The sequence below is a fragment of the Algoriphagus aquimarinus genome, from assembly GCF_900112005.1.
GTDB lineage: Bacteria > Bacteroidota > Bacteroidia > Cytophagales > Cyclobacteriaceae > Algoriphagus > Algoriphagus aquimarinus.
This window is the reverse complement of the sequence record NZ_FOKK01000008.1, coordinates 108,369-128,214: the sequence shown is the minus strand read 5'-3', so window position 1 is coordinate 128,214 and position 19,846 is coordinate 108,369. Positions and strand designations below refer to the sequence as shown.

Here is a 19,846-nt window from a genome sequence, read left to right as displayed (position 1 = left end):
CATTTCAAATTAGGGACACCTCTTATCGCATTCCCCCTTTTAAAGTAAGCTTTATTTTATAATTTCAGGTCATGATTTGGGCTTATCCGGACGTAAAACTCACCCTCTTGCTAGCCGGCATATTCGGTTTGCTGTATTTTATTTATCTATTTCGCTATTGGAAGATCAACCGAAGGCTGGAAGTAGAGAAGCGTAGGCTGTTCACTAAAATGGTCATCAGAACTACATATTTTGTACTATTTCTCATCGCTTTTGCAGGACCTTCTATTGGCACCTCATTGAAGGAAATCCAAGAAGAAGGCAAAGACATCTTCATCGCTGTGGATTTATCTCAGTCGATGAATGCGGCTGACATCGGTCCTAGTCGACTTCAACGCATAAAGTTTGAATTGAAAAACTTAACGAAAAGTTTTCCATCAGATAGAATAGGACTGATTATTTTCAGTTCAGAAGCTTTCATGCAATGTCCCCTCACCTTCGATCAAAGTGTGCTTCAATTGTACATAGATGGATTGAATACTGGCCTGGTTCCTAATTTTGGAACGGATCTCAATGGTCCATTAAGGATGGCTGAGGAAAGATTCCTGAATGATGAAAGTCAAGAGGTGAAGTCAAAAACCATTATTCTAATCTCGGATGGAGAAAATTTCGGTGATGATTTGGAGGATATTGGATCCAGATTAAACAATGAGGGAATAAAAGTATTTTCTCTTGGCGTCGGCACCACTGGTGGAAGTAGCATACCTAGAGGTAATGGCTTGGTGATCGATCCACAAACAGGTAAACCTGCGCAAACAGTTCTTGACCGTGCGCCACTTCAACAAATTGCTGCGGAGACAAATGGCCAATACTTTGAGATTTCTGATGAAGTTCAGGAAATCGGAGATTTAACTGCTGCGTTGGAACGTGTAGAAGGCGGAGTCACTGGATCAAGAGTTGTTGAAGCTTCCGCAAATAAGTATTTTTATTTTCTATTGGCTGGCTTAGTTCTTTCTTTGCTGGACATGATGTTACCGATCAAAACTATCAAACTATAAATGAGCTGGAGTAAGCTAACCTTAGCAGTTTTCCTTCTGATACCCGCATCTTGGACCCGAGTGTCTAGGTTGAATTCCGCAATTGATTTGGCAGGAGAAAGCTACGCCAAAGCTGAATACGAGCAATCTATTACCAATCATCAAGTTCTCATCGATGAATTTGGATATGCTTCCCCTGAGCTGGATTATAATCTTGGCCTCAGCAATCAGTATGCAGAAAAAGTAGATGAAGCCGTTGGCTACTACGATAAGGCATCTATAGCTCCGAACAAGATGCTTGCTTCCTTTGCATTTAATCAAGGAGGAGTACTTCTGGGAAATAAGAAAGAATACGAACCGGCACTGAGTAAATTCAAATCTGCTCTGATTCAAGACCCAAACAATGAAGTGGCCAGACACAATTATGAATTGCTGGCAAGATGGTTGCAACGTGACGAGGAACGTAAGAATGAAGATCAGAATAAACCCGAACCATCGGACTTTGCAAAGCGGAAAAAGGCAGAAGCTGATCGAATGGTGGAACAATTCCGCTTCAAAGATGCGTTGAACCTAATGAATGAAGCTAGGCTTCAAGATGAAACCGTTGATGCGTATAAAGATTTTATGACGAGTCTTCAAGAAATCACTGAAATCGATGAGAAATAAACTTCTAATACTACTAGGATTTGCTTTCACCATAAGCTTATCTACCGGTATAGCCCAAACCTCCGGTGAGTACTTTAACCGAGCTGCACGCTCCTACGTCAAAACTGAGAAAGATCAAGCATTGGCTACAGTTAAGGACGGTTTGACTAAATTCCCTTCGGATGCGAAACTTCAGGCTTTGAAAGAAAAGCTGGAAAAAGAACAGGAAGAGCAAGATAAACAGGATCAGGAAAAGCAAGACAAGCAAAATCAGGAGGAAAAACAACAGCAGGAAGATCAGAAAAGTCAAGGCGAGGATGGAGAGCAGCAAGAATCCAAGGAGGACGGCGACAAAACCAATGAAGATAAAGCCAAAGAATCCCAAGCTGGAGATCCATCCGATAAGAATGAGGACAAGCCAGGCGAAAATGCCAATGACCAGATGGATGCCAATCTAGCTGACAAACAAAAGGCAATGGAGGAATTCAAAGAGAAGCTAAAAGCCATGAACCTCACTCCTGAGCAAGCTGCGCAAATACTCGAAAGCATGAATGCAGCGGAACTTCGCTACATCCAACAAAACAAGAAAAAAGCCACCGAGAGACCAAAAAGAGGTATTCCTGATTGGTAAAATAATAAGACGGAAGCTGGAAGACAGGAGACGGAAGTTTCTTCGGTCTTCCGTCTTCTGTCTTCTGACTTTTAATCAAAACCCAAATATCATGATCAAAGAAGTATATATCGTTTCAGCCGTTAGAACTCCTTTGGGGAGTTTTGGAGGTAAATTAGCTGGACTTACAGCTGTAGAACTTGGGAGTACGGCCATCAAAGGTGCTCTAGCAAAAGCCGGAGTAAAGGCAGAGGAAGTTCAGGAAGTTTTTATGGGAAATGTAATTTCCGCTAACCTTGGACAAGCACCTGCCCGTCAAGCATCTATAGGAGCAGGGATTGGCTATAACGTTCCTTGTACCACAGTCAATAAAGTATGTGCATCCGGCATGAAAGCCGTTATGTTTGGCGCTCAGTCTATTATGCTAGGCATCAATGATGTAGTCGTAGCAGGTGGAATGGAGAGCATGTCAAACGTTCCTTTTTATGTACCTAAGGCTAGATTTGGCTACAAATATGGCAATGCAGAATTCGTAGATGGCTTGGTTAAAGACGGCCTTTTCGAAGTGTATTATAAATTCCCTATGGGGAATTGTGCAGACAATACGGCTAAGGAAATGAACATTTCCCGTGAGGATCAAGATGCATACGCTATTCAGTCTTATCAGCGCTCGGCCGATTCATGGGCTAAAGGATACTTCAAAGATGAAGTGGTACCTGTAGAGATTAAAGGCAGAAAAGGAGAAACAATCGTAATCGACGAGGATGAGGAATATAAGAATGTCATGTTTGACAAAATCCCTTCACTTCGCCCGGTATTTGATAAAGAAGGAACTGTGACTGCAGCAAATGCTTCTACTATGAATGACGGTGCTTCGGCTTTGGTTTTGGTGAGCAAGGAAAAAGCTGAGGAATTAGGATTGAAGCCTTTGGCGAAAATCAGAGGATTTGCAGATGCAGCCACTGATCCACTTTGGTTTACCACTGCTCCTGCCCTAGCTATTCCTAAAGCTATCAAGCATGCAGGATTAACTGCTGAGGATATCGATTTCTACGAGATCAACGAAGCCTTCGCTGCTGTTGCTTTAGCTAATCAGAAAGAATTAAATCTAGACAATGAAAAAGTAAACGTTTTCGGTGGTGCAGTTTCCTTAGGACACCCACTTGGAGCTTCCGGAGCTAGGATCATCAGTACCTTGAACTCTGTCTTGCATCAGAAGAATGGCAAGATCGGCGTAGCAGGAATATGTAATGGTGGTGGAGGTGCTTCAGCACTAGTAATTGAGAAAATGTAAATTCTTTATATCTTAAATGCCGCAAGACTAATTGTCTTGCGGTTTCTTTTTTACCCATGAACAAAATTCTTCTTCTTACAGCATTTAGCTTTCTAGCCAATTTTGCCATGGCTCAGGATACTATTCGCACCTTTCATGATGAGGAAGAAACCTTAATCAAGGAATTGTATTTCATGGTGAATGGCAAAGCCAATGGAGAAATCAAGCGATTTGATGAAGAAGGAAATCTCGTTCAAATAGGTCAACTGATAAACGATCAAAGAAATGGGGACTTTATAGATCTCGATGCTATCTCAGGAGATACCGTGAGAATCATTCCCTTTGTAAATAATAGTAGGTCTGGTATATCTAAAAGCTTTTATCCTGGTGGAACTCTTAAACAAACTTCTACCTACATGAATAATCAGATTGTAGGCGAAGTAATCACCTATTTTAAATCCGGACAAATAAGCGACAAAACCAACTTCCAGCATAACAAGCCAAATGGACTCAGCGAAACTTTCTATGAGTCTGGAAAGCAAGCTTCCAAAGTACACTTCTCTGAAGGCCGATACGATGGACTTTTTGAAGAATTCGCAGAAAATGGTCAACTTTTAATTTCAGCAACTTACTTAAATGGCGTTCTGGATGGAAGGGAAACTCAATATTATGAGGATGGGCAGGTATTATCTGTGATTGATTATTCCAAAGGAATTTTAGATGGAATCTATGAATTGAATTATCCAGATGGCTCGCCCGAGCGAAGAGGAAATTACAAGAAAGGATTTGAAGAAGGAGCCTTGCTGTCTTATCATCAGAATGGTGAACTTAGAGAAAGAGCCATTTTCAAAAAAGGAATTCCTACACAACCGACTGAGAAGTATTATGCTTCTACCAAACTTCAACAGAAAAAGACTTTTGATAAACAGGGAAGTCCAGTTTTAGAAATCAATTACTTTGAAAATGGTCAAGTTCATTTCGCCATCAATTACCTATACAACGAAGCTCAAGGCGACGTGCGGATTTATAGAGAAGATGGCACTTTGGAAGAAATAAGAAGGTTTAAGGACGGGAAAATGACCGGTAAACGAGAATTTTTTGATGAAAAAGAAACGCTCATCATCACAGAATTCTACGAAAAGGGTAACAAAATCAATAAATAATAGATCGTGCAGGGGAAGAAAGGAAAAGCTTTTTCTATTTTTGCCCAAACAATAAAAGGATGAGTAACGCAATCAAAGAAACCCATTTTCAATTCCCAGGACAGCAGGGATTTTACAAAGGTAAAGTTCGTGATGTCTATATGTTTGACAAAGAATTGGTTGTAGTCGCTTCCGACAGAATCTCAGCCTTCGACGTAGTTTTGCCTCGTCCGATTCCATACAAGGGACAAGTCTTGAATCAAATCGCTGCCAAATTCCTGGCTGCGACTTCAGACATAGTGCCTAACTGGGTGACTTCGATACCAGATCCAAACGTGACGATAGGTACGCGATGCGAGCCTTTCAAAGTGGAGATGGTTATTCGTGGATACATGTCAGGTCATGCGGCTAGAGAATACAAGGAAGGAAAGCGAAGCATTTGCGGGGTAGCGATGCCTGAGCATATGCGTGAAAACGATCCTTTTCCGATGCCAATCATCACTCCTACTACCAAAGCTGATCAAGGACACGACGAAGATATTTCTAGAGAAGAAATATTGAAGCAAGGAATCGTCAGTGAGGCTGACTACCTACAACTGGAAAAGTATACCAGAGCATTATTTCAAAAAGGTCAAGATATGGCTAATGAAATGGGCTTGATTTTGGTCGATACTAAATACGAATTTGGTAAAGTCGGCGATAAAATTCTTTTGATCGACGAAATTCATACTCCTGATTCTTCCCGCTATTTCTATGCAGATGGCTATGAAGAAAACCAGGCGAAAGGAATCGCACAGAAGCAACTTTCTAAGGAATTTGTGAGACAATGGTTAATTTCGAATGATTTTCAGGGCAAAGACGGACAATCTGTACCTGAAATGACAGATGAAATTGTAGAAAGCATCTCTGATCGCTATATTGAGCTATTCGAAAAAATTACTGGAGAATCTTTCCAAAAAGCAAACACAACAGAAATTGAGTCTAGAATTGAAAAAGCTATCCTTTCACATCTAGGTTAAAAGACCAACTTAATAACAATATGAAATATTCAATTGATAAAAAAGAGCAGTACGTCATCTTCACCCCACAAGAAGAGAAATTGGATTCATTGCTTGCTCCAGTTTTGAAATCTGAATTATTGACGATTCATGCTGAAGGCTTCGAAAATCTTGTTTTGGACATGAGCGAAGTGAAATATGTAGATTCCTCAGGACTAAGCGCATTACTAGTTGGAGATCGTGAATTCGGTAAAAATGGTGGTGTTTTCATCATCTCTGGTGTTCAGGATCACGTGATGAAATTGTTGAAAATCTCCATGTTGGATAAGAAACTGAACTTGGTTAGCTCTCTAGAGGAAGCAAGTGAAGCTATCTTCATGCATGCCATCGCAAGCGGAGAAGAGGAAGAAGAGGAGGAAGGTTGATACCCGACTTTGAAGTCACTATATTAGGAAACACGTCTTCCATCCCTGTGCATGGAAGGCATCATACTGCCCAAGTCGTTCGATTTGGGCAGGATTTTTTACTGATAGATTGTGGAGAAGCCATGCAGTTGCAAGCTCGTGCATTCAAAATCAAAGTATCCAAGATCAACTATGTTTTCATTTCTCATCTTCATGGAGATCATTACCTAGGATTAGTAGGCCTGCTTTCCAGCTATCACCTGGGAAAGCGAACGAGTCCGCTCACCATCTATGGTCCTCAGGGACTAGACGAAATCATAACCACACATTTTCGCTGGAGCAACACCAAATTGAGCTATCCACTCACTTTTGTTCAAACACATGATGATGGGATGATTCTACTTCTGGATGATCCCAGGTTTGAAGTTTATAGCTTCCCACTCAAGCATAGATTACCTACGACTGGATTTCTTATCAAGGAAAAACATGGACTTAGGAGTATGATCAAGGAGAAATTGCAGCAAAATGAAGTGCCTCTAGCTGCTATTCATTCTCTACGTCAGGGTATAGACTACAAAGACGAAAGCGGTAAACTTTACAAAGTAAAAGCTTTCACGCACCCACTTCCCCCTCTCCGCTCCTATGCTTACTGCTCCGATACGATTTACAATCCGGAACTAAAACAATTCATCCAAAATGCAGATTTACTCTATCATGAATCGACTTTTATGGAAGATAATGTAGAGCGAGCAGCAATCACTTTCCACAGTACGGCGAAGCAGGCTGCCGAGATAGCGAAAATGAGTCAAGTGAAGAAGCTACTGCTGGGACACTATTCCTCTCGATATGTAGATTTGGAGCCACTTTTAAATGAGGCAAAAACTGTTTTTGAAAATTCTATTTTAAGTGAAGAAGGCTCAACTTATTCTCTATGAACAAGTCCCAAAGCTCCAGAAAGACCAATCTGTTTATAATCCTGGGAAGCATCTTCTTGACCAATGCGATTTTGGCAGAAATCATAGGTGTGAAAATTTTCTCTGCAGAGAAGACACTCGGTTTTGACCCGGTTAACTGGACTTTTTTCGGAGAGTACTTATTAGACTTCAATCTTACCGCTGGTGCTGTAATCTGGCCTGTGGTGTTTATTACCACCGATATTATCAATGAGTATTTCGGGAAAAAAGGTGTCAAGAAAATGTCTTTTCTGACGGCCGGACTCATTGCTTATGCCTTCATTATTATTAGCGTAGTTACTGCTTTAACTCCTGCCGACTTCTGGCTGGACGTAAATGCTACAACACCCGACGGAGAGAGCTTTAATATCAGTTATGCCTTTAACACCATTTTCCGCCAGGGAATGGGAATCATCATTGGATCTCTCACGGCATTTTTAATCGGCCAGCTGATCGATGTTTATGTATTCCAAAAGCTAAGAGCTGTAACGGGAGAAGGTAAAATCTGGCTCAGAGCCACTGGGTCTACTTTGGTCAGTCAGTTTATCGATTCATTCGTAGTACTGGGAATTGCTTTTTACATTTTTGGAAATTGGAGCATCACCCAAATCATTGCGGTAGGCGTCATGAATTACATCTATAAAATGACCGTTGCTATCGCTCTCACTCCCCTACTCTATGTAGCTCACGGTATTATAGACAAGTATCTCGGAAAAGAACTCGCTGAAGAAATGATCGAGGAAGCCAGTGAGAATAAAGCTTTTTTATAGGAATTACTCAAGATCGATCTATTCAGGAGAAGTAGGTTTCCCAGGAATCACCAATTGAATCACAGCAGCAAAGAGCATTACCGCTAAGCATCCAATCGGATTGTACCAAAGAAATCCAATATCCCAAAGGTTACCATCAGCCAAGTCTCCATTACTGAAATGCACAAATAAAACCAGTGCTTGAGATAGCAAAGCAGCTATAAATACTGCTTGCCCTTTCACCCATTTCATAAAAAAGGCAACTAGGAAAATACCCAGAATGGTCCCATAAAATAGAGATCCGAGCAGGTTTACAGCCTGTATCAAATTCTCAAACAAAGACGCATAAGTAGCAAAGAGTATGGCTCCGAGTCCCCAGAATGCTGTAAATAACTTGGAAGATTTTAAGTAATGCTTATCACTCGCCTCTTTTTTGATAGATCGCTTATACAAATCAATGGTAGTCGTTGAACCAAGCGCATTGAGTTCAGAAGCTGTAGAAGACATCGCTGCAGAGAAGATCACTGCAAAGAGCAACCCTATGATTCCCTTGGGCAAATTATCCATTACAAAGCGCATAAATACGTAATCCGTATCTCGGGTTTCTGCCACAGGATCATTTGTTACGATCAAATCCTTCACTTCATCACGAATCGCCTTCTGCTCTGATTTTAAGATGGTTAATTTATCACGAATTTCAGTTTCTCTACCTAAATCCTCTTGCTCTATTGCATCAAGCATATCTAAATAGGATGCTTTACTTTTTTCAAAGTTCTCCGCATAATCCGCTTCCAAACCCTCGAACTCACCCGCGTATTCACTTTGGCGAAGCTTATCTGTTTGTACCGTATTAAATACTACCGGAGGCAAAAAGAATTGGTAAAACACAAAAACCATCACGCCAATAAATAAAATAATGAACTGCATTGGGATTTTCAAAAATCCGTTCATAATCAAACCCATTCTACTTTGGGAAAGAGTCTGACCAGAAAGATAGCGCTGCACCTGACTTTGATCTGTACCGAAATAAGAAAGGAAAAGAAAAACTGCTGCGGTCATTCCTGACCAGACATTATAACGATCAGAGATATCAAACTCGAAGTTGACCATATTCAACTTATCCATCTTTCCCGCGACATGCATAGCTTCCTGGAAGGAAATAGGAAGCATTTGAATAACGATTATGCCCGCCAAAATCATCCCACCCATCATCACAGCCATTTGCTGCTTTTGTGTGATAGAGACCGCTTCTGTGCCTCCTGAAACGGTATAAAGAATCACCACAGAACCGATCAGAATATTAGTAGCCGTTAGATTCCAACCAAGTAAGGTTGAAAGGATAATTGCTGGAGCATAAATTGTAATTCCTGCTGCTAAGCCTCGCTGTATGATAAAAAGCAAAGCTGCCAGAGTTCGGGTTTTGAGATCAAATCGATTCTCCAGAAACTCGTACGCCGTGTAGACTTTCAGCTTGTAATAAATCGGAATGAAAACCACCGAGATGATAATCATGGCAAGCGGTAACCCAAAATAGAACTGTATGAACCTCATACCATCCTCGTATGCTTGTCCAGGAGTACTTAGGAAAGTAATTGCCGAAGCCTGAGTTGCCATGATCGATAACCCTATAGACCACCAGTTCATTGAATTTTTACCACGTAGGTAAGAATCCAGACTCTTTGGCCCGTAAGTTTTGTAAATACCATAAGTGGCTATGAGCGCCAAAGTACCAAACAGTACTACCCAATCTAATGTACTCATGCGTAGGCTACTTTAAGCCAGTAAAATAAGGCTATCAAGATAAAAAGACATGCAATTAGCCCTGCATAAAGGTATTTCCAACGTATCTGTTTCTCCTCCAAAACTATTGCTCGATCAAGTTGATGAATAATTTAGTCGCACCAGGCACACCAGCCGGTAATTCTCTAAAGAATGAGATACCTGTATAGATGTAAGTTCCTTTTCCATACTTCGCATAGATCAAAGAACCATTCAATGGATCTTCACCTGGATCTTGAAATGTAAGTGGAGTAGAATATTCTGGGGCTATATCCGTTTCGAAATACAATCCTCTTTCCTGAATCCATCCATCAAAATCTGTATCTGTGATCTTATTTGGCCCAGCCAAAATCGGATGATTCCAGTCTGCCGTAAAAGGAGAATCTTCTACAGTCACTCGATCTCTACTAATATCAAATGGATAGGGCCCAAGTTTCTCTATCAATAATGGACGACTCACATTGTACTGCACCACTACCGTTCCACCGTTCTCTACATACGCCATAAGGTTCTGTTGGTTGGCTGCTAGTTCTGTATTAGTATTGTACGCTCTGATACCTACCACAATACTTTTGAATTGAGAAAGATTTGTTAAACTGAAATCAGAGACCTGAGTTACTTGATACCCAAGGGAAGAAAGTACAGCGGGTACGTCGTCTCCTGCCCCCATGATGTAGCCAATTTTTGCACCAGACACCTTCCAATCCTCCTGAATTAAATTCATGGAAGCAGGTGAAAAATACGTCAAATTAGGAATGTGTTTATAGGATATCCGATGGGTGATTTGATCATAAACCTTCTTATCAGCAGTGGTAAATTGAGCGACTACTTCCCGCTTTTCGTTCTTATTCAATTTGAACGATACACTGTATACTTTTTTCTTTTGGCTGATATTATCTTCTGTTCCTACAATTTCAAATTCAGATTTCTTAAGATTTTTAAATGTCAATTCTCCTTTCTTAATGTCACCACTGAAATTCACAGTCACAGTCACAATTGGATTTACACCTGAAATCAAAAATACGTTCTCATCAGAGACTTCAAGGTCAATTTCAGGGACTATGGTAAAAGGTTGCTTCACTTCTCCATCTACCTGATCATTGTATTTGTACTCTAAAGGAATGGAGACTTTGAAGGTCTGCAGATTAATTTTGAAAGTTAAATCGCCACCAACCTTCATATCATTGAAGGGCTTGCCAATCATATGCTGATCTTTTACATCATAGATCGCATCCACCACTGGGTTTTCAAGCCAGTAAGGCTGTGATAATGGAGCCTTTTCGGATATGTTAAACTCTACAGGAACTTGCAGTGGTTTGTTGTTATCTACGGTCTTACTATTTGCATGATAATCAATCCCATTAAGTTTCAAGGAAACATCTGAAATCAAAACAACTGAAGGATTGCTAAACACAAGATTTGCCTTGATTTTTTCTCCTGCAAAACCTAGCTCTTGATTTGTCACGAACTCCATGTTCAATCCTAAGACCTCAAAAATCAATTCATCTAGTTTCGCTTTCTTTTCCAAAACCCAAGAAGTTTTTGAATCAAGAGCTAATAACTTAGATCGAATCTCCATCAACGATTTCAGATTTACAGGGGGATTTTTAAAGTCAAATTTCTCAATTGCACTTTGGATCATTGACTCTATTTCAACACCTCCTGGAATCTCCTTCCAACGGTCAGGAATCCCTTCAAATGCAGATTTATCAAATGATTCCCCTTTGATGAATTGTAGATGATCTTCAGCTTTCCCTACACCGGCTGTAGCTCCAAAGCCCTGTGATTTATGCATGGTTCGACTGTTCGCAGCAATTTGGCTATAGGTTTCTCCTAAGAGGCTATTGAATCCGCCAACTTCGAAAACGGCATATTTCTCAGTTTCAGAAGCTTTAAACTCTCCTCCAAAATTATATGAGTTCCAAAAGATTCTTCGAGGCTGCCAAGTTTCCACATGTTTCAACTGCTCAGGGAATGCATTTGCATCTGCCGCCAATTCAAACGCTTCCTCAGCCAAAATAGCTGAAGTAGTGTGATGTCCATGATTACCTCCAGGTATGGTGTTGAACCTGGTAATGATTATGTCTGGTCTGAAATTCCTTACAACCCATACTACATCTGAAAGTACTTTTTGCTTATCCCAATTTTGCAGTGTTTCATCTGGATTCTTCGAGTAGCCAAAATCCATGGCTCTGGTAAAAAATTGCCTACCTCCATCTGTTTCGCGGGCACGAAGCAATTCTTGAGTTCGGATCTGTCCTAATTCAATCCCCAATTCCTTGCCTAGCAAATTCTGTCCACCATCGCCTCGAGTTAAACTCAAGTAAGCAACTTGTACATGCTCTCCATTTCCAAGAGCTGCAATCAAGCGAGTATTCTCATCGTCTGGATGGGCTGCGATGTAAAGAACTCTTTTGGTTTCCTTGAGCTGAAGAAGTTGGTGATATATTTCAGAAGAAGGAATTGTTTGGGAGAAACAGATCAAACTGATAAGCGAGAAGTAGAGAGCCGCTAAAGATCTGAGTAAAACAGGTTTGGTCATAAATGGGCGTAAATTATCTCTACAAGCTAGAACAAGCCTGATTGAAATTCAAATGTTTTTTGATCAAAGGGGCTATAATCCCTTAAGGATTAACAATTTTTCTCACTTTACCAGGAATAGTATAGCCTACAGTAAATTCAAAAAAGTCAGCTTTGGCTTTGTGTGCTTTGATCTGCACACCAGTAAACACATTATTATTCATTCTGTATCGCACTCCAATTCGCTCGTAAAAGCTAGTTATTTCCTGATTGTAATGCGCCCTGCTAACATAAACTCCAATTGCAATGGGCATATACAAATGTTCAGTCAGCTTCCATTCCCATGAGCCCACCACTGCAAAAGAATTATAGTCTAAAAAAGTAATGTTCTCGTCAGGATATCTCTCTTTAGCTCCGGCTCCATAAAACCAATCTACACCTATCCCTCCTCTATACTTATAAGAAAGCTCCCACAGGTAATTCGCACCCAAGCCACCTCTGAAATATGCTTTCTGTCCGAGATCATAGCTTTTAACTCCTGTGTATGCTGCTATATTCCAAAACCCCCTTTTCTCTAGAGACGGAAACTCAGGCTTTGGACCAGGATTGAATTCCTCCTTGTCAAGATACATTCGAAGTCCAATTGCAATAGGTATGAAATTGATTCCTGCGTTGGGCTTATTTATAGAGCCATTCGAATAATGCTTGGTACCCACGGAAGTGAAGGCTCCAAAGGAATTGGAAAATTGATACGATGCTTTTAATCCAAAATGAATATGTGCATTCACTGCAGTTCCAACAAAGCCATTAATTGGGTTGGTTTCAGCGTTATATGGATTCATATTAAACCCCAATCCGATTTGGGTGTAATAGCTAAAATTAAGTTTTCGATCAAACTTATTCTTACCAAAAGGAAATTCACCAAACCCATAAAGTCCCATAGGTCTGCCTATCTCAGCAAAATAATTCAGGGCAGATGTAAAGCCCACTCCATAGCTAGGGCACCTATTAACGTAATTGATGTATGTATTCCTACTGCTCCGCCAACCAAATCTGGCATCCACTCCTGAATAGGCAATTTTATTAATCAGTTCTTCTGCCCAGTCTTTTTGATTTCCAACAATAGGCCCTTGGTCGTAAGAAACTTCAATAAACTTCTTTGATTGCGCAGCAACTTGACAGGAGATTAATCCAAAAAACATACAAGTTAAAACGGCTACTTTCTGCAATCGCATAGTTGATTTGAATTTTCTGGAGGCAAAGATATAGATATTGTAAAAGCTAGCCTATCTATTTTGAAACTCGATCTACCTCAGCCCTTTAACTAATTTGGCTATAGGTTGGAAAGAACATAAAAAAGCCTCTGAAATTTAATTCAGAGGCCTTATTTCATACTATAAAGTAAGAATTACATATTTTCTTGCCAGTTGGCACCTTTCAATTCGATCAACATTTTGTTGTATTTATCTGCTTCAGCATCGTTTTTCAATCGAGCATGAACTCTAAATAGGATGGCCATCAAGTCAGCATTATCAGGTCTGATTTCCAATGCATTTTCGAAATATGGAACCGCCTCTTTGTAGTGAAGGTTTGCTTCCTCACCCATTGATTTGGATCTAGCTTCCCACTGTTCGTCAGAAAGTGAGTTCAATTCAGCAAGAATTTCTCTTGATTTCTCCAACAGTAGCGCACCAGTGTAATAGTTACCATCGTAGAAAGTAGGATCGGCAGCAACTGATTTTTTATAATCTTCAAGCGCACCATCAATATCTCCAGACTGCTCTTTCAAGTAACCTGATCTCAAAAGGATACCAGCATTATTTGGATCATTTTTTAGAGCCTCCTGGATAGAAGCCATAGCCTCGTCCATTTTGTTCAATTGAAGCAATAACTGGATCTCATACTCAGCAAGAATTTTATCTTCTGGATAATCTTCTCTACCAGCCATCACCATATCATAAGATGCTTCTGGATTTTGCTCTTCACCACTTAAGATTTGAACCATTAAGTAATAAACAGTCAATTTATTGTATTCAGGAACTTCAAGTAGATATCCGAAATGCTTCTTTGCTTCGTCAAACATACCTAGATCATTTGCAATGAAACCAGCATTGTAATGAATAGTAGTATCACTAAGGTCTATTTGGCCAGCTAAGTCAAAGAAATGGTAAGCCATCTCTTTATCATCTTCGTTATATCTTTCTCCACCTTTATCAAATGCTACATTTTTAAGTGTATTGATAGTGAAAGGTCTAAGGTTAACAGGAACACCTGGTAGATCCTCATCAAAGATATCTTTACCTACACCTTCTGCTTTGTTACTTCCACCCATTTCGAAAGCTTTCATAAAGGTAGCCAATGCAGCTTCTCCGATTTTAAGAGTTGATTCTGTATTGGTAGAATCAGAACCAAACATTTTGGTTTCGATCTGAGCTTTCAATAGATAGGTAGCAGGGTCACTTCCAGTTTCTGGATCGTTACTAGCAGCCTCCACATCGGTCATTGCAGCTGCAAGATCTCCAGATTTGAAGTTCTTCTCAGCGGAACGAACCACTTTTTTTTGTGCAAAAGCCAGAGTCGTTGCACCGATCAAGGCCATTGATAGAATTAGCTTCTTCATTTTAGCGTATTTTTCTTGTTTGGTTGGTTATTCGATTATTTCATTTGAATCATCTGAAGAATCTTCGGAATCATCAGTTGAAGGCTCATCAGTAGCTGCTTCAGAATTCTCATCCGTAACTATTGTTGCATCTTCCACTTCCTCCACTTCTTCTTCTTTTGATATTTTCTCTACGGATGAAATCTCATCATTTTCTCCGATTTTAATCAATCTTACTCCTTGAGTAGCTCTTCCCATGATGCGAAGTCCATCCACAGAAATACGAATGGTGATCCCTGATTTGTTGATGATCATCAAATCATCAGTTTCTACTACTTCTTTGATTGCAACTAACGTTCCGGTTTTCTCTGTGACGCTCATTGCTTTTACTCCTTTGCCTCCACGATTGGTGATTCTATATTCATCGAGACTAGAGCGCTTGCCGTAACCTTTTTCCGAAACTACGAGCAACGTTGCATTTTCTTCAGATGCACATACCATGCCAATAACATAATCGTTATCATCATTTAACTTGATAGCCTTCACCCCTGTAGCTGTACGTCCCATAGGTCTTACAGCTGTTTCGTTGAAGTGAATTGCTCTTCCTGATTTAGCAGCGATCACAATCTGCTGATTGCCATTGGTCATCTCTACTTTCACCAATTGATCATCTTCACGTATGTTCAACGCTATGATACCATTGGTTCTAGGACGGCTATATTGCTCTAGCGTAGTCTTCTTGATGATACCACGCTTAGTCACCATCACTAGGAAGTGGTTGTTCAGATAATCCTGATTATTCAAATCTGCAACCTGAATGATAGAACGTATCTTATCATCCTGCTCAATGCTAATCAAGTTCTGAATTGGCCTTCCTTTAGAAGTCTTTGATCCTTCAGGAATAGCGTAGGTTTTCAACCAGAACAATTTCGCTTTATCAGTAAATATCAACAGGTAATTATGCGTAGATGCAGTAAATAAATACTCTGTAAAATCATCTTGCTTGGTACTTACACCACGCGATCCTACTCCACCTCTACCTTGTGTTCTATATTCTGAAAGCGCAGTACGCTTCACATATCCTTCATGAGAAACCGTGATAATCACTTCCTCATTTGGAATCATATCTTCATAGCTGAAATCTTCAGCATTATGCTCTATTTCAGTTCTTCTATCATCAGCATAACGAGTTTTCATCTCTGCAAGCTCCTCTTTGATGATTTCCATTCTCTTATCTTCGCTGGCAAGAATTTCCTTGAGTTCTCCGATCAAAGCCATGATATCATCATACTCTTTGATGATCTTGTCGCGCTCCATTCCAGTCAATCGCTGTAGTCTCATATCGAGAATAGCTCTTGCTTGAATTTCACTCAATTCAAATCTCTCCATCAAGCTATTTCTAGCTGTCTCAGGATCTGCAGAACTTCTAATCAATGAAATCACTTCGTCCAAATGATCTAATGCGATCAAATAACCTTGGAGGATGTGAGCTCTTTTCTCCGCTTCTCTTAACTCATATTCAGTTCTACGAATCACTACCTCATGGCGGTGATTGACAAAGTGAACAATCATATCCTTCAGGTTCAGTGTATAAGGTCTACCTTTTACCAAGGCAACATTATTTACTGAGAATGAAGTTTGTAGCTGTGTATGCTTATAAAGATTATTAAGTACAACACTAGATATAGCGTCACGCTTCAATTCATAAACAATTCGCATTCCTGAGCGATCAGACTCATCACGAATTGCAGAGATTCCTTCGATTTTCTTTTCATTGATAAGCGCAGCAGTTTTCTCTACCATGCTCGCCTTATTCACCATATATGGAATCTCGGTGATGATAATCATCTCCTTACTACCACCATCTTTGACTTCCACATTGGCTTTGCCACGCATCACTACTCTACCACGGCCAGTTTCAAATGCAGCTTTCACTCCATTGTAACCGTAGATAATTCCTCCAGTAGGGAAATCAGGAGCAACGATATGCACCATCAATTCTTCGATAGTAATATCATTGTTATCGATGTAGGCTGCAATCCCGTCAATTACTTCTCCAAGATTGTGAGGCGCCATATTTGTTGCCATACCTACAGCAATACCAGATGCGCCATTCAAAAGAAGTGCAGGAATTTTTGCTGGCAATACAACTGGCTCCTTTAGGGAGTCATCAAAGTTGAATTGGAAATCTACTGTCTCCTTGTTGATATCCACCAAAAGCTCCTCAGCAATACGCTTCAGTCTAGCTTCGGTATAACGCATCGCTGCAGGATTATCTCCATCGACAGAACCAAAGTTACCCTGACCATCCACCAAAGGATATCTCAGAGACCAAGGCTGCGCCATACGAACCATCGTTTCGTAAACAGCAGAATCACCATGTGGGTGATACTTACCGAGTACCTCACCGACAATTCTGGCCGATTTCTTATGGGGCTTATTATGTAATACTCCCAGTTCCTGCATCCCAAAAAGGATTCTACGGTGTACTGGTTTTAGTCCGTCACGGACATCAGGAAGCGCTCTTGAAACAATAACCGACATCGAATAATCGATGTAGGCACCACGCATTTCCTCTTCAATGTTAATGGGTATGATGTTCTCGTTTTCTCCTTGAGCCATATAATGCTATTCACGGGGTCGATTAAGGCTGCAAGATAGTAAAAACAGACTGGTTTTGAAAAGAGATTACAAACACCAAAGTGGATAATCAGGACTTTAGTACCACTGTCCGACTTTCCTGTTCTGAAAATTGAAAATTCCGCTACCTCGAACCTCGATTCCGTTGTGCATATGCTTCATCACTACTCCACACCCACCAATTTTGCATCGCTTAGTACCAGGGAAGGTAACTGCCAACCCAACTTGCATTGCATATACTTTTTGATCAAGGTCTTGAACTTCCGAAAAATCTGATGCCGCATAGGTGAATTTGCGAAAATCCGCTCCTCCTTTTATAAAGACTTTGGTGTAGTCAGAGAAATCGCGTTCGATTCTAAGCCCAAGCCCATAGTAATTCTTATCAGACACAGCAAGTCTTGGCACATATGGATTAGGACCATCGTCAAGTGCAGCATCATAAGCATTCTTCAGTTTCAATTTTCCAAATTCTGCTTCAAAAACAAAGCTCCAAGGATAATTCTGTCTAGCTCTCTGCTTAAGTTCCGACATCATATATAGATTCGAAGAAGAGTAGTTTCTATACCTCCAATTCAAAAAAGCTCTTCTTCTATTAGCATCATATAGCACCAGTCCCACAGTACCATAGAGTTTGTTCACTTGGTAAGTAGCGCCTTCAAAATCAAACTGATAATCTCCCCCTTGCATCGGAGCAAGGTTTCCCCATTCTTGACCAAAGCCTCCACCTATAGTCAAAAGATTGAAAAGATTAATTCTCATTCCACCATTCCAGTTTGGGAATACCCAATCTCCACCTTTCATGTCTAGCGGATTTTCTTCAGAAATATCCAAAGGATCACCTTCCAAATTTTGATAGCGAGAAAAAGGGTAAAGAGCTGGAGTCTCTGAATAAAAGCTAGTACCAAATTGCTGGTAAGCACCACCTCCAGAAAGCTCTACACTGAACATCTCCAACACATTCCTAGCAACATTACCAAGGCCAGATTCACTTTTAGGATTTTTGGCTTTCTGGGATATCCCAAAAATATCATCATCCTGAGCAAACACGGCTGTGAGAACAAAACAAAGAATAATGGAAAGGGGTAGCTTTTTGAAATTCATACTTTTATAAACGAAGGCGTGAAACTCTTGGTGTGAAATTAAAAAAAAATGCCTCCCAATTGGGAGGCATCTTCATAATAACTTGAATTAAATCCTAATTTCCGTCTGTAGGCTCAGGAGTATCTTCTTTCTCAGCTTCTTGCTTAGCTTTCATTTCAGCAATCATGCTGTCTAATTTCTCTTTTACAGCTGGATCCTCTTTAGTTGCAGCCAATACTTTATTGTAAGTACCAGCACCCAAGATTTCGTCATCCATGATCAAGCCTGTTTTGTATTCTTTCAAAACACCCTGAAGAGAACCTTGAAATTCCTTTACTTCTTCAAAAGCAGCTTTTTCTTCTTCTGTAACTTTAGCTTCAGTCATTTTAGCCTCGTCACCCCAAGCAGCCTTGATTTCATTATATCTACCACCACCCTGGAAAATCTCATTTTCCAAAATCATAGCCTTCAATTCTTCTGTTTTTGTATTTACATAATTGTCAAATGTCACCTCTACATTTGCATATTTAGTCAAATCTTCATCTGTGACTTTCTCCTCATCTTGTGCGTAAGCAGCAAGTCCTAGGAACGCGAATAGCGCTCCAAACAACAATACTTTTTTCATAAACTATCTGATTTTAATTTCTGTATAATTCTCAATAAAAAACTCTAAAGCCAAAAATTCAAGTATTTAAGGTGCTTTTTAAGGTTTTTTATGATAAATGGTCAGAGTGAAGGTCAAACCAAGCGAATTGCTTTAAGCTCACTAATCGTCAGTACCGGATCATCGGAATTGAACACAAAGCTTCCTGCTACAAATACATCCGCTCCTGCCGCTAACAGCTTGGGAGCATTTTGAAGGTTCACTCCCCCATCTATTTCGATTTTTGTCTTAGTTCCTTTGGCAAGTATTAGATCCTTCAATCGAGAAACTTTCGAATAGGTATTTTCAATAAATTTCTGCCCGCCAAACCCAGGATTTACGGACATGATAATTACTTGATCAATATCCTGAATCACTTCTGATAATAATTCTACTGGTGTATGAGGATTGATCGCAACACCAGCTTTTACTCCGAGGTTGGAGATAGCCTGCAATGTGCGGTGCAAATGCGTACAAGCTTCATAATGGACTGAGATAACTGCCGCGCCTGCATTTTTAAAAGCTTCCAGGTAATTATCTGGATTCACGATCATCAGGTGTACATCCAGAGGTTTTTTCGCATGGCGATGGATTGCCTCTGTCACTGGAATGCCAAATGAAATATTCGGAACGAAGACTCCATCCATAATGTCCACATGAATGTAATCAGCCTCCGATGAATTCAGCATTTCTACTTCTCTTTGAAGATTTGAAAAATCAGCAGCTAGAATGGATGGGGCTATTAAAGGAGACATGCGTATGTTTTTGTTTTTGTAAAAAAGGTAAAATATTAGG

Annotated in this window: 17 protein-coding genes; 9 read left to right on the top strand and 8 right to left on the bottom strand. The window is 40.2% G+C overall.

What is annotated here, in order from left to right; all coding sequences use genetic code 11:
* Positions 1-71: 71 nt before the first annotated feature.
* The 9 genes from BM291_RS12150 (at position 72) to BM291_RS12110 (ending at position 7,811) form a co-directional block, all read left to right on the top strand.
* On the top strand, positions 72-1,037 hold the full coding sequence (locus BM291_RS12150; protein ID WP_092897754.1) for a vWA domain-containing protein: 966 nt from the start codon (positions 72-74) through the stop codon (positions 1,035-1,037).
* A complete protein-coding gene (locus tag BM291_RS12145; RefSeq protein ID WP_092897752.1) occupies positions 1,038-1,682 on the top strand; it encodes a hypothetical protein in 645 nt (214 codons plus the stop codon).
* Positions 1,672-2,292 carry a hypothetical protein gene (locus BM291_RS12140; protein ID WP_092897750.1) on the top strand — a complete coding sequence of 207 codons (621 nt, stop codon included), beginning with the start codon at positions 1,672-1,674 and terminating at the stop codon, positions 2,290-2,292. Before BM291_RS12145 ends, BM291_RS12140 begins: the two co-directional genes overlap by 11 nt.
* 94 nt (positions 2,293-2,386) lie before the next feature.
* Positions 2,387-3,565, top strand: coding sequence for an acetyl-CoA C-acyltransferase (locus BM291_RS12135; protein ID WP_092897943.1), 1,179 nt, complete (start codon positions 2,387-2,389; stop codon positions 3,563-3,565).
* Between the two features lie 56 nt (positions 3,566-3,621).
* Positions 3,622-4,707, top strand: coding sequence for a toxin-antitoxin system YwqK family antitoxin (locus tag BM291_RS12130; RefSeq protein ID WP_092897748.1), 1,086 nt, complete (start codon positions 3,622-3,624; stop codon positions 4,705-4,707).
* A gap of 59 nt (positions 4,708-4,766) precedes the next feature.
* Complete coding sequence (locus BM291_RS12125; protein WP_092897746.1) at positions 4,767-5,705, top strand: phosphoribosylaminoimidazolesuccinocarboxamide synthase; 939 nt, start codon at positions 4,767-4,769, stop codon at positions 5,703-5,705.
* Between the two features lie 20 nt (positions 5,706-5,725).
* Positions 5,726-6,109 (top strand): STAS domain-containing protein, encoded by a 384-nt coding sequence (locus tag BM291_RS12120; RefSeq protein WP_092897744.1) that lies wholly within the window; start codon positions 5,726-5,728, stop codon positions 6,107-6,109.
* Positions 6,106-7,023, top strand: coding sequence for a ribonuclease Z (locus BM291_RS12115; protein WP_092897742.1), 918 nt, complete (start codon positions 6,106-6,108; stop codon positions 7,021-7,023). Before BM291_RS12120 ends, BM291_RS12115 begins: the two co-directional genes overlap by 4 nt.
* Positions 7,020-7,811: a queuosine precursor transporter gene (locus tag BM291_RS12110; protein ID WP_092897740.1), complete on the top strand. Its 792-nt coding sequence runs from the start codon at positions 7,020-7,022 to the stop codon at positions 7,809-7,811. Before BM291_RS12115 ends, BM291_RS12110 begins: the two co-directional genes overlap by 4 nt.
* Positions 7,812-7,829: 18 nt before the next feature.
* On the opposite strand, the gene BM291_RS12105 is transcribed toward BM291_RS12110, so the two are convergent.
* The 8 genes from BM291_RS12105 to rpe form a co-directional block, all read right to left on the bottom strand.
* A complete protein-coding gene (locus tag BM291_RS12105) occupies positions 7,830-9,551 on the bottom strand; it encodes a sodium:solute symporter family protein (protein WP_092897738.1) in 1,722 nt (573 codons plus the stop codon).
* A 103-nt stretch (positions 9,552-9,654) separates the two neighbouring features.
* Positions 9,655-12,111 (bottom strand): PIG-L family deacetylase, encoded by a 2,457-nt coding sequence (locus BM291_RS12100; protein WP_092897736.1) that lies wholly within the window; start codon positions 12,109-12,111, stop codon positions 9,655-9,657.
* An 82-nt stretch (positions 12,112-12,193) separates the two neighbouring features.
* Positions 12,194-13,324 (bottom strand): acyloxyacyl hydrolase, encoded by a 1,131-nt coding sequence (locus BM291_RS12095; protein ID WP_092897734.1) that lies wholly within the window; start codon positions 13,322-13,324, stop codon positions 12,194-12,196.
* A gap of 173 nt (positions 13,325-13,497) precedes the next feature.
* On the bottom strand, positions 13,498-14,709 hold the full coding sequence (locus BM291_RS12090) for a tetratricopeptide repeat protein (RefSeq protein WP_092897732.1): 1,212 nt from the start codon (positions 14,707-14,709) through the stop codon (positions 13,498-13,500).
* Between the two features lie 27 nt (positions 14,710-14,736).
* Positions 14,737-17,310, bottom strand: coding sequence for a DNA gyrase subunit A (gene gyrA / locus BM291_RS12085; RefSeq protein WP_092897730.1), 2,574 nt, complete (start codon positions 17,308-17,310; stop codon positions 14,737-14,739).
* 96 nt (positions 17,311-17,406) lie between these two features.
* On the bottom strand, positions 17,407-18,429 hold the full coding sequence (locus BM291_RS12080; protein WP_092897728.1) for a hypothetical protein: 1,023 nt from the start codon (positions 18,427-18,429) through the stop codon (positions 17,407-17,409).
* 94 nt (positions 18,430-18,523) lie between these two features.
* On the bottom strand, positions 18,524-19,033 hold the full coding sequence (locus BM291_RS12075; protein ID WP_092897726.1) for a hypothetical protein: 510 nt from the start codon (positions 19,031-19,033) through the stop codon (positions 18,524-18,526).
* Positions 19,034-19,146: 113 nt separating this feature from the next.
* Positions 19,147-19,806 (bottom strand): ribulose-phosphate 3-epimerase, encoded by a 660-nt coding sequence (gene rpe, locus BM291_RS12070; RefSeq protein ID WP_092897724.1) that lies wholly within the window; start codon positions 19,804-19,806, stop codon positions 19,147-19,149.
* Between the last annotated feature and the right edge of the window lie 40 nt (positions 19,807-19,846).